This is a genomic window from Ochrobactrum sp. RH2CCR150 (assembly GCA_014138095.1).
Classification (GTDB): domain Bacteria; phylum Pseudomonadota; class Alphaproteobacteria; order Rhizobiales; family Rhizobiaceae; genus Brucella; species Brucella gambitense.
The window spans coordinates 93776-106117 of the sequence record JACGXE010000002.1; the positions used below are offsets into that span (position 1 = coordinate 93776).

Sequence of the window (12342 nt, forward strand, 5' to 3'; positions counted from 1 at the left end):
ATCAGGGACGAACCTTGTTGCGCATCGCATTGAGATCTTCGGTGCTGAGGCCAAAACCGGTCGGAACCGTGATCTTGCCTTCGGAAATCTCGTCGGAAGCCTTCTTGATAGCGTCCTTGGTTTCCTGGCTGGCCATGGTGGCCATGTTGCCATCGGTCACGATGCCGACTGCGCCTTCCTTCAGGCCGAGCGCTTCCGCCTTGCCGAAGGGCAGGTCGCCTGCCTTGAAACGGTCATAGGCCTGTAAAAGGCTGACATCGACATTCTTGAGAACGGAGCTGACAACCTGCTTGGCAATGGCCGGGTCGCTGTCCTTGAAGATCGCTTCCTGATCGGAATCGACGCCGAGCACATATTTGCCGGTTTCCTTGGCAGCCGAAAGCTGGCCGAGGCCGGTCTGCGACGCGACCACAAAGCCGAGCGCCACATTGGAGCGATATTGTGCGAGGCCGAGTTCCTTGCCCTTGGCGGCGTCCATGAAGGAACCGGCATAGGAAATGGCGATCTTCACATCCGGCGTGACCGACTGCGCACCGGCGATATAACCGGCGAGGAAGTCGTTGATGACGGGGATGTCCATGCCGCCGAGGAAGCCCAGATTCTTGCCGGTATCGCCGAGCTTGCCGTCTTTCAGCAGCGAGGCTGCCAGCATGCCGCCGAGATAGGAGCCTTCATTCTGCTTGTACTGGATGGAATAGACGTTGTCATAGCCGCCTTCCTCATAAGGAACGCTGGCATCGTAAAGAACGTATTTTTTGTCCGGATACTGCTTTGCAACCGAACCGACGGTTTCCGACATCTGATAGGTGCCGCCGATGATCAGATCCCAATCCTGTTCGGAAGCGTCGAGGAAGACAGGCTCCCACTTGGTCGGATCGTCGCCGATTTCGAGAATCTTGGTCTCGACATCGTCGCCATATTTGTCCTTGATCATCTTCATGCCTTTGGCGGCGGAATCGAAGAACGATTTGTCGCCAAGCGCGCCATTGATGATGAGCAGGATCTTGTCCTTGGCTTCCGCCGCCGTGGCGAAGGTGCCCATTGCCGTCGTGGCGGCAAGAGCAAAGGCAAGATGAATTATTCCCCGTCTGGTGGATTTGAGCACAACGCAACTCCAGTTTCTATGTTCGATGAGATGGTTTTTCCTTGCTCCGGCAAAATGCCACCCGCAGAACCCCCATGCATGGTGCGATCAAACGATGACGGCTTGCGGGAGTCAATCTCCTTCGATTTGCGTCACTGTGGACAATAGGTTCCTGAAACGAAATGCATGGCTTCTGGAATGCAATTGGGTCCTGTAAGTTGCCGCCTGTATTCTATGGACGGAGTGGCCGTGAAGAAAATCGTTGGACTGGCAATTCTTGCACTGCTCGCGGCCTTTCCGGCCCATGCAGAGGACGACTGGAAGGCGATTGAAGAGGTCAAGCCCTATGCCATTACAGGGCAGACCGGCATTGATCTCTATCGATCCATCGGCCAGCGTGGGCCGAAGATCGGCATCGGACGGGTGATCGCCCATACGACCTATGTGCTGACCTGGGATCGCAAATTCGATCACAGCAACAATGCCTGCACGATCCTGTCTGCAAAGCCGAAGCTGAAAATCACCTATACGCTGCCGAAACCGTCGGAAAAGCTGCCGTCACCGGTGCGCGAAAACTGGGACGTTTTCATCGAAGGCATTCGCAAGCATGAGCTGGTGCATGGCGACAGCGCCAAGGACATGACGCGCGAGATCGTGCGCCGAACGGTCGGACTTTCCGTGCCTAACGACCCGAAATGTCAGAAAATCCGCAAGGTGCTGATCAAGGAAATCACCGATCTGGTTGCCGTACAGCGTGCACATGGCCGCGATTTCGACCGTGTCGAGATGGGCAATGGCGGCAATGTGCAGCAGCTTGTGCTCGCGCTGGTGAATGGCGGCTAATCAGAGATCCATGACGTCACGCCGGTCCTCGGCGATCAGCTTGCGTATCTGCTGCACGATCTGGTCGCCATGGGCCTTGCCCAGCAGGTCGGCGGTTTCGACATCCTGTTCCTCGATGGCGCGGATCATGTCTTCGTGTTCCGTCACATATTGTTCCGGCAACTGGTCCGAGAAGGACGAATAATAAAGGCGCAGCAGGCGGCGACCTTCATCGAGAAGGCGCGCGAAAAAACTCGTATAGAACGGGTTGCGCCCGGCTTCGGCAATCGCTGCGTGAAAATCGCGGTTGGTCGAGATCATGTCCAGCGCATTCTGGGCACGCACGGCCTTGGCAAAATCTTCCTGATGGGCGCGAATGATCTTGAGGTCCGCTTTGGTGCGGTGACGCGCAGCAAGCCGCGTCGTGACGCGATACATCAGGGTGATCGCGTCGAAAAAGGCGGGCAGGCTTAGAAAGTCGATATTGGAAACCACCGTCGAGCGGTTCGGCAATGTCGTGACAAAGCCGTCGCTGGCAAGCCGGACCAGCGCTTCGCGGATCGGCGTGCGCGACATGGCAAAGCGCTCTGCCAGCTGGTTCTCGTCGATCGGGCTACCGGGCGCGAGCGAAAGATCGATGATTTCATCGCGCAGCACATCATAGACCATCTTGACGCCTGAGCCCTTCTTGCGGTCGGCTGATTGGTTCGCCGATTGGCTGGATGGTGCTTTGCTCATGGCATGTCCTTTTATTGAAAGGGGCAGGGCGTGAAGAGCCGGGAGGCATGCTTTCACGCAGCTATCCGCAATATCCTTTGTGATGGTGATTGGATCGTAGTTGCAATTGAAATTTTAGTCGACAAGAAAAATACATTGTGTATATTTGTCTTCATACAAGGCTTGCTGAAGCCGGTTGTAGACTCTGGTTGATTGAAAAACGCGTTGAAGAGATTCAAGGACAGGACCATGACTTCTGATATTTTTTCCGGCTGCATCCCCGCACTCATGACGCCATGCAAGCCAGACCGCTCGCCGGATTTCGATGCGCTGGTGCGCAAGGGCAAGGAACTGATTGCCGCTGGCATGTCTGCCGTCGTTTATTGCGGCTCGATGGGTGACTGGCCGCTTCTGACCGACGAACAGCGCATGGCTGGCGTTGAAGCGCTTGCCAAGGCTGGCGTGCCTGTGGTCGTCGGCACCGGCGCCGTCAACACTGCCTCGGCTGCCGCTCACGCCGCGCATGCCCAGAAAGTTGGCGCAAAGGGTCTGATGGTTATCCCGCGCGTTCTGTCGCGCGGCTCGTCGATCTCGGCCCAGAAGGCGCATTTCAAGGCCATTCTGGCGGCTGCGCCTGATCTTCCGGCTGTGATCTACAACAGCCCTTATTATGGCTTTGCAACCCGCGCCGATCTTTTCTTCGCGCTACGCGCCGAGCATCCGAACCTGATCGGTTTCAAGGAATTCGGCGGCGCGGAAGCCATGCGCTATGCCGCTGAAAACATCACCAGCGCCGATGACGATGTGACCCTGATGGTCGGCGTTGACACCGGCGTGTTCCACGGCTTCGTCAATTGCGGCGCCAAGGGTGCAATCACCGGCATCGGCAATGTGCTGCCGAAGGAAGTTCAGCATCTGGTTTCGCTGTCCAAGGCTGCTGCTGCCGGCGATGTTGAAGCCCGCGTCGCTGCGCTTGAACTGGAAGCCGCGCTCGGCGTGCTGTCGTCCTTCGATGAAGGCCCGGACCTCGTCCTGTTCTACAAGCATATGATGGTCGTCACCGGAAACCCGGAATACGAACTGCATTTCAATGAGACGGACAAGCTTTCCGATGCGCAGCGCGGTTATTGCGAAGCACAGCTGAAGCTGTTCCAGACCTGGTATGCAGCGTGGATCAAGCAGGGCGGCGTGGTCGCGAAATACGCAGCCTGAATGTTATAAAATTTGCGAATAAAAAACCCCGCCAAATGGCGGGGTTTTTGTTTGGCTGAAATTCGAAATTACGCGATGGCGTCGAGGCCTTTCTGGCGCAGCATTTCGAGGTGATCCATTTCCGACTGGGTGAGCGAAATGCCCTTGGACAGAGATTCACGGCGGGCGGCGAAACGGCGCTGCGACGGAAGACGGGCACCCTGACCGGCGATGGCTTCAAGCAGAATTTCGCCGTGCTGGATTGGATTGAGGCGTCCGCCAGCCATGCGCGTCGGATCAAAAGCGAGGATCAGTTCGCCGTGGCGCGGCGCAATCGTCGTGGTGCCGAGATAGGCCAGCGCCTCCGGGCTGCTGAAGTCGCCGATCATGGACCCGGCCAAAAGCTCGATCATGGTCGAAATGGCAGAACCCTTGTGCTGGCCGAAAGGCAGCATTGCGCCTGCAAGGGCGGCTTCCGGATCGGTGGTCGGCTTGCCATCGGCATCGACAGCCCAGCCTTCCGGCAATTGCTTGCCAGCGCGGCGGTAAAGCTCCAATTCGCCGCGCGCTGCGACGCTGGTTGCAAAATCGAACACATAAGGATTTTCGCCCGGACGCGGCCAGCCGAAGGCAAACGGGTTGGTACCGAGAAGCGGCTTGGTGCCGCCCGCAGGCGCAACAGTTGCATAGCTTGGGCACATGGCCATGGCGGCGAGGCCTTCATCGGCCAGCGCTTCCACTTCCGGCCAAAGGGCGGCGAAATGGGTGCAATCATTGATGACGAGAGCGGCAAGACCGAGCTTGCGCGCCCGTTCGATCAGTGCCGGTTTGCCGGTTTCGAAAGCGAGATTGGCAAAGCCGCCATTGGCTTCGACGCGCACGACTGCGCTGTCATCAACGGTCAGCACCGGCACGGCGTTGGTCACCACCTTACCGCTCTTGACGGTGCGCAGGCAGCCTTCGATGCGGTAAATGCCATGGGATTTGCAGCCATCGCTCTCTGCCGCCACGATGGTGCGCGCGATGGCGCTTGCATGGTCATCGCTGAATTTGGCGTTGCGGAGAGTGTCCTTCACGAGTTCGAACAGTTCATCGACCGTAATCAGGATGGCGTCGCTCATCGTGATGTCCTTTCATGCAGCAAAACCAGCAAAAATCGTTCTCCTGTGCATAAGGGCTGCATACACAGAAGTCATCCGAAATTGTGGTTCTGCGTCTCATGAAAGAGAACGACATTATGCATGCAAGGCATCACCTGTCTGGGGACGGATGATGCCTTGCTAGCCTAACAAAGATCATTTGCGACCGACTTCAAGATAGGTAATGCCGAACACGACAAGTGGCATGACGGCAATCATTCCAAGCGCAAGCCAATGGAGCCACTGCATAGGGTGGTCCTCCGTTGTTATGATGTTGGATAAAGTGGGCGGTAAAGGCCTCCGCCTCACATTAACCAGAGTGTGACTGCCGCAGCGATCACGAATGCGGCGGCAAAACTGCTTTCCAGTCTGTAGTACCAGAGCATGACAGCCTCCGTTATGGTTAACGAATGCTTAATAAACGCCGCTCTGGCGATTTGGTTCAATCGGGCCTGTAACAAAATTGAGAGCGGCTTCGTGATGCGAAGCCGCTCTGTCGTGCGCTTACCAGTTGACGCGCAAGCCAACATTGCCTTTCAGCGTGTAGCTGTCGCCGAAATTATTCAGGCTTGTGTTGACCAGTCCTTCGCCGAACAGGGAATAGCGCTGATTGTCGAAATCATAGCTGCCGCCGACGCCGAGACCGCCCCACAGACGGTCTTGACCGCTTGCCAGACTGACGCCTGCGAGATCGGCCCGGGTTCCGTCGCGGAACTCATAATAAAGGTTGGCGATGCCGTAGAGGCTGGCACGGTCGGTCGTTCCCTTGGTGTTTTGCCAGGAGGATGTGTAATCGAGATTGAGGCCGAGACGGCCTTGCAGGCTTTCGCCACGATCAAACCGAACGGCGCTGCCGAAACCGTCGATGAAGTTGTCGGCATCCACCGACGAATAGACCAGCTGGCCTTGCGGCGTGACAGACCAATGGTCGTCGATGGTGAGTTTCTGGCCGCTTTCCAGCGAGAGCGCATAGCCAAAAGCACGACTTCCGTTGGCGAGAGCCGATGCACCTTCTGCCGATGTGGTCAGGTCGCTGTCATACCATGTCGCCTGCGCTAGCCCATCGGCATAAAAGCCGTTCTCGCCATACCAGGTCAGTGTTCCGCCGAGGCCATAACCATCCGTGGAAATGTCGCCGGACACAAAGTCGCTTGACGATGTTCTGGTTTTGCCATGCATATACTGGCCGAAGATGCCGCCAACGAGGCGTCCCCGTTCCTTTTCCAGAAATGCGCCGTCAATACCCGCCTGCATCTTGAAGATGTTCTGACTGATTTGGGTTCTGGTGGTGCTGTAGTCGGCCTCAAGATGATTATGCGCGCCTTCGATGCGACCCCAGACGCCGTTGCCCATGGAGGTTGCATTGTCTGATGCTGTCGTCTGCCCCACCCACACACGGTTGCCGGTGCGCTGGCGCAGCGATGAGACGCCGTTCAGCCCAAGCAGATGCTGCGAATAGGCCTCATAGACAGGCGCACCAGCCTGCAGCTTGCCTTCCGGCTGTGGTTCTGGCTTCTCGGGAATTGGATTTTCGGTGTTGGGGTTTTCCGGATTGGGGTCTGGATCTGGCGTGGGAATCACTGGCGTCTTCTTTGAAATCAGATACCAGTCATTGGTGTCCTGACCTTGAGCATTGCCTTTGTAAAGGCTGTATTCATACGCACCGATCACCACAGCTGGTCTGCCGCCTGCGCGATATTGCGCGTCCAGTATGAAATCGCCGTGTGAGTTGCCGCTGACAGTGATGACCTCAATGCCAAGCGTTGTGCTGTCGCCCGTTCCGCCCCGATTATTGACGTGGAGGAAGCTGGTGCCCGACGTATTGCCATCAATCACGATCTTGTTGGTGTTTGACGTGTCATCGCCCAGAACGGCATTGATCGTCAGCATGCCATTATTGCCGACATAATCGCCGGTGATGTGGAGATTGTTGCTGGTGGCTGTGCCGAAATTGACATTACCCGCATTGGTGAGCGACGCCAGCGTCTGATCCATGCCGTTGAGGTCGAGCGTTGCGCCGGACGAAACTGCAAAAGCCGATGACGTGCTGAAACCATTGGCAGCGGCAGCTTTCAGGGTTCCGGCCTCGATATGGGTAGCGCCGGTATAGCTGTTGTTGCCCGACAGGGTGGTCGTGCCCGTTCCGCTCTGGAACACGGCGCCGGTTCCAGAAATATCGGCGCTGAAATCAAACGCATTGTTGCGATTGAAAGCCAGTTCACCCTCATTGGAGATTTGCTGGCTGGCCAGACTGCCTGTCGCGCCGCCCGCACCGAGCTGTAACCGGGCACCGGCTGCAATCGCGGTGGAACCGGTATAGCTGGTCGCACCCGACAAAGTGAGATTGCCGTTGCTGACCGTGAGGCCACCCGTGCCACTGATATCGCCCGCATATGTTGTGCTTGCGTTTGTGATCTCGAGTGTCTTGGTCCCGAGTCGAACCTCGCCCGTACCGGTCAAGGTCTGGATCGAAGTGGAAGTGGGGGTTACGGCGCTGACGTCAAGTAATCCGTCCACATTGATGCGGCTGGATGAACTCAAGGTTCCCGACGTACGGAGCTCCATGGTTCCAGAGTGTATATCTGTAACGCCTGTGTACTTGTTAGACGCCGCCGTCCATAGCAACCCGTCACCGGTTTTGACGATGCCGCCCGCCCCGGAGACAGCCCCGCTGATGACAACCGTATTGTTTGCATTGGCTGTATTGATGGTAAGCGTCTTATCGTTCAGGCCAACCGTGCCTAAATATGCGAGCGTGACAGTGCTGCCATTGGGGTTGTCGACAATGAAGGCAACATCATTGGCGAGCTGAAACCTTCTGGGACCAGAAGCGCCACTTCCACTGGCGGCATAGTGGAAGCCAATCCCATTGACACCGTAAAATGTCAGCGTACCCCCTGTGGTTGTGCCTCCAATGCCGTTACCGTTCAAAGTGGAATCCTCAAGAACGTCAATCCTGCCGACCGAGTAAGTCTGCCCAGGGTTGACTGATATGCTGAGGATGCCCGGATTGATGATTACAGTGTCAGCCGCTGTTGGCACAGCACCATTGCTCCAGTTGGATGCTGTTCCCCAAAGTCCGCCAGCCGATGGGCCAATATATTCGATGTCAGCTGCATTTGCGGTAAGAGGAAATGTGAGTAGCGCCGTGCTTGCGGAAAGGACGGCTGCCAGTTTGTGCAATGGGTATCTGCGCATCAAATTATCCTGCTTATTTCAAGGACAACCAAAGTGGGTTGTCCCGGCCCGCGGACCTTCGTAGCGGAACACGGTCGCCTGGGTCTGTTCTGATTGTTTGGGAGGGCTTGCGTCATTTGCTGGGGGCTTCAACGCAGATCATGCGAGGCAGAACGCTATGGGATGGAGTGCCTTCCGCAAGACTGCATGTTTAAATGTGTCATGGCCGTGCAATCGTAAATTGCACCGGGGTGATTAAAGGCATAGCGGTTCTTTCGATATGTATAGAATCTCTCAATAACTTAATTTATATAAATTATATTTGAAACAATAAAAGCAATTCGATATATTATTTTCAGTAATTAAGTTATCGCAAAATTATATATTGCTAATATAATGGGATAGAGAATACTTAGAATATTCTAACCCTCCGAACCGTAAGGTATGGTCTTTCGACGGGACGAAATTTCCATCATTTGCTGACGTAAAGCGGAACCGAAAGCGTGAGAAACGCTGCTGTGCCCTCGACCCGGTTTTGGGTGTGAAACTCACGCAGCAATTTCACCCGCGCCTGAACCGGTGTTTTATCGAGTTCGAAATTGTAGCTGGCGGTTACTCCCAGTGCCGCAACACGCCCGCGATAGCCGCCGAGTATTGCACCACTGCCGCTGTCGTCGCTGATCTGCTGGTAATAATAGCCGACGGCGCCGAGCGAGAACTGCTTCGAGAAATATTGCGAAATCGCGCCTTCCACATGGACTTCGGTTCCTGTGCGGTAATCCGTTTCCGGGTTTTCTCCGTTGAAGGTAACGCCGACCACGCCCGATATATCGAGGCCGCGTGCCGGATCGAACCAGGTTCCCGCAGCGGAAAGATCGCCACCCCAGCGATGAAAGGCAATATTGGCGAGCGAGTCCTTCTGATAGTCCCCAATGGGCACATTGACCATTCCATTGAGACTGCAATGGAAGTCACCATCGCTCCAGCCGATTGTCGTCGTGACAACCGGGTCGCCGATTCTGATGACACTGTTATCGATGTCACCAGAATAGGAGCCATAGACGAGGTCGGCATCGACATTCTGGTGACCGAACGGTGTGGTCAAGCCAAAGGCCAGCCGTCCTCCCAAAAGTTCATAGGGAGTGGACCATATGAAGGTCGGCAAGTCGACGACGGCCTTGGCATCGACACCGAACCCGACCACACCGCCCAGTGGCAGCGGCGCGGACGCACCAGCGCTTGCACGATAGAAGTAGGTGTCGTTCTGCAGATAGAGACCCGGCGCGGGCAGGATCGCGGCCATTGGCCCTTTGGACCCCAGCAGGTAAAAGCCGAGGCCGTTTTCGGCGGCCTGCGCACCAAAGCAGAGGAGCGTCGCCGGAATGGACCAGAGGAAAGGCTTTAGGGTTTGGGATGCTGGTTTCATGAGCCTGCTCTAATCCAGTGGTTCAGTGACGTTGGTTTTGCAACGGCAATCAGTTGGTGTTGTAGCCTTCGATGGCGACATGCGGGTTCTGCCCGTTGATCTGTGCCTTTGAGACTTCCGCCACGATTTCGCGCGTTTCGCCGGGATAGACCGTGACGTAATTGTCGTCATAGGTGATGGGCAGGATTTCGCCGGAACCATCGTCCTGCCGAAGCTCCGCCCGGACAAAAAACGCAATGTGGTCGGTCGGGTTGGTTAGCGAAATTTTGAAGCGGCGCAGGTCGTCTTGGGAGACGATTTCTTCGATTGCAGATTTAAGTTCCACCTTCGGCATCGTGTTGAGCGGGGTAAAATCAGCCCATTGTTTCTGCTTCAGGACCATGGCGTCCATCATGTTGTTCGGGTCCATGTCCTCGGGAATGTCGTCCTTAGCCGACTGCCAATACGTGTTCTCTGCGAGTATTTCGTTCTTGGCATCGCTGAGTTGCAGCCGGACGAAATAGACCGTGCCCATGTCGTCATAACGCGGAAGCGTCATCGCGACTGTCGAGGTCGTGGGACCGGTGGATTTGACGGTTACATTCTTCTCGTGCTTTAGCTTGCCATTTATGTCGTAGAGGCGCGCGGTGACTGTGAGGTTTTTCAAGCCTTCCAGAGCCTGGTTGACGAGATAAATCTTGGCTTTGGTGCGATTGCCTGTTGCATAGCCGTCAAAAACCACGCTCAGCGGTTGCAGGGCTTTTTGGGCGCCGAAATACCCGCCACCCTGTTTCATATAATAGTCGAAGAGATGACCAAAGAAGGATGGCCAGTGGCTGTTGAGCATCCAGAAGATCGTCATCTTGTGGGTGTCGCCGCCAAGCGCGCCATAAGCTTCATTCTGCGCACGGACATTTTCATAAGCGGTGAGCTGCGCCTTGCGCGCAAAATCCTCGACACTGTTCGACGGACCATATCGATTTTCAACGGCGGCCTTGGCGCTATCCAGCGTTCTATTGCCGGGCGCGGAACCGGCGCGCATATACCAGAAATCATTGATCGGCCAGAGCTTATCCGCTGGCAGGAATTTCTTCAGGCTATCCAGAGGCAGAACAGTCTCGTCATTGCCTGCTTCGGCAATGGAGCCCATGGCGCCGACGATATTGCCCTTGAACCAGAAGGCGGGCGAGCGCCAGGAATAGGGGGCGGCCATGTGGATGCCGCTCCAGTGAGTATTGCGCGCAGAAACGGTATCCACAACGGCGTTCTGCCAGTGCAGGTCATTCAAGATTTTATGGTAATTTTCAAGAACATCTTTGGGTGGTAGGCCATCGCTGCCGTTTGCCCAGATAAACGCCGATGCATGCGAACGGTAGTCCAGGATCATGTCCCGGACAGTGGCGGAAGCAACGGTATAGTCTTCCTTGTCCCAATGGCTCCACAGTTCCCACGACCCGCAGCACATGAGGCCGCGCATGACAGGAATGCCCTCTTTGTCGGCCAACTCCAGTATATCATCATCGGCAAACTTGCCCTCCCAGCGCAGCATGTTGATGCCAAGGTCTTTCGCGTAGCGGATGATGTCGCGATCACGTTGCGGATTGTTGTCAAACAACAAATCGGGCGTATAAGCCGCGCCCCGGATCAGATAATCGCGCCCATTGACCTTGATATAGAAGCTGCCGGGATTCTTGAATTTGGGAAATAGTTTGCTGCTGTCGACGTGCTGGGTGATCTTGCGAATACCGAAATCAGTCGTAACAGTGTCGGAAACCTTCTCATCGATGCTGAATGTCAGTTTCAGATTATAAAGGTTGGGCTTGCCCCAGATATAGGGCCACCAGATATCAGGTTTCTGAACCAATAATGCCTTCACCTGTTCCGGCGTGAAACGCTCTTCGCGCGTTTCATTCCCTTTTAGGGTCACGGTCTTCTCAAGATGAATGCTTGGCTTGCCCTCGCGAGTGATCTCACCGCTCAGCACCCCGGTAACGGGTTTGGATGAGCGATTGACCAGATTGGCATAGACATCAAGTTTTGCCGTTTGAAGACTGGGCACGTCCAAATCGGCTTTGACATAGGGGTTACGCAGAGCAACATCACCGCCATAGGTCAGATAGACCTTGCGCCAGATGCCTGCGCCTTTATCAGGCACATAGGAGGTCTTGGTTGTGGGATCACCAAAATACTTGAGATTGATCCAATCCATCCATGTATCGGTCAGGTCGACACCTTCATGTTTTCCTGATCCGGGTGTGTCGCCCAAAGTCAGGCTGGGCGTACGTTGCTCCGGGGTGATCTTGACCGCGAGAAGATTATCCAGCCCGGGATGAATGTATTGCGTTACGTCAAATTCGTACTTGCGGCTCATGCCGACAATCTCGTCGGGCCCGGCAATCTTCTGACCGTTCAGCCAGATTTCACCGCGATAGTTGAGACCGTTGAAGATCAGCGTGTAACGGTCATGACCTTCTGGAACGTTTAGCTTGGTCTGGTACCACCACTGGTGTTTCCAGAGGGTGTTATCCACTCTTGCAAGATTGTCGCCATAATAGATATCCTTGTAGACACGGGCCTTGCTGAGCGTGTTCAAAACAGTGGATGGCATGCTCTGGATGGCGTAGCCCTTATCGCCGAGCGGCCCGTTGGACACATCGATCTGCACAGCTTTAGCGGCGTCATCCTGGATAAGACGCCATCCTTGTTGCAATTCGATCTTGCCGCTTGTGTCCTCAGCCTGTGCATCAAAACCAAAGGACGAAGCGAGGATTGCTCCGGCAACCAGAAAATACCACCCACGAGCCATT

General features: G+C 55.5%; 8 protein-coding genes. 2 read left to right on the forward strand and 6 right to left on the reverse strand.

What is annotated here, in order from left to right:
* Position 1 precedes the first annotated feature (1 nt).
* Entirely contained in the window at positions 2-1105 is a 1104-nt protein-coding gene (locus tag FHW03_RS04160) for a BMP family ABC transporter substrate-binding protein (protein ID WP_078339006.1), read from the reverse strand.
* 246 nt (positions 1106-1351) lie between these two features.
* On the opposite strand from FHW03_RS04160, the gene FHW03_RS04165 reads away from it, so the two are divergent.
* A complete protein-coding gene (locus FHW03_RS04165; RefSeq protein WP_377514343.1) occupies positions 1352-1927 on the forward strand; it encodes a DUF922 domain-containing Zn-dependent protease in 576 nt (191 codons plus the stop codon).
* Here the strand turns inward: FHW03_RS04165 and FHW03_RS04170 are convergent, their stop codons facing one another.
* Complete coding sequence (locus FHW03_RS04170) at positions 1928-2644, reverse strand: GntR family transcriptional regulator (protein ID WP_078339004.1); 717 nt, start codon at positions 2642-2644, stop codon at positions 1928-1930. It abuts the gene before it with no gap.
* 228 nt (positions 2645-2872) lie between these two features.
* Here FHW03_RS04170 and FHW03_RS04175 point away from each other — a divergent pair, with 228 nt between their 5' ends.
* On the forward strand, positions 2873-3835 hold the full coding sequence (locus tag FHW03_RS04175) for a dihydrodipicolinate synthase family protein (protein ID WP_138783442.1): 963 nt from the start codon (positions 2873-2875) through the stop codon (positions 3833-3835).
* Between the two features lie 68 nt (positions 3836-3903).
* Here the strand turns inward: FHW03_RS04175 and FHW03_RS04180 are convergent, their stop codons facing one another.
* The 4 genes from FHW03_RS04180 to FHW03_RS04195 all read right to left on the reverse strand — a co-directional run bounded on the left by FHW03_RS04180 (position 3904) and on the right by FHW03_RS04195 (position 12341).
* Positions 3904-4935, reverse strand: coding sequence for an Ldh family oxidoreductase (locus tag FHW03_RS04180; protein ID WP_182519499.1), 1032 nt, complete (start codon positions 4933-4935; stop codon positions 3904-3906).
* Positions 4936-5457: 522 nt separating this feature from the next.
* Positions 5458-8151: an autotransporter outer membrane beta-barrel domain-containing protein gene (locus FHW03_RS04185; protein ID WP_182519500.1), complete on the reverse strand. Its 2694-nt coding sequence runs from the start codon at positions 8149-8151 to the stop codon at positions 5458-5460.
* A gap of 451 nt (positions 8152-8602) precedes the next feature.
* Complete coding sequence (locus FHW03_RS04190; RefSeq protein WP_182519501.1) at positions 8603-9556, reverse strand: transporter; 954 nt, start codon at positions 9554-9556, stop codon at positions 8603-8605.
* Between the two features lie 49 nt (positions 9557-9605).
* On the reverse strand, positions 9606-12341 hold the full coding sequence (locus FHW03_RS04195; RefSeq protein ID WP_182519502.1) for a sugar-binding domain-containing protein: 2736 nt from the start codon (positions 12339-12341) through the stop codon (positions 9606-9608).
* Position 12342 lies beyond the last annotated feature (1 nt).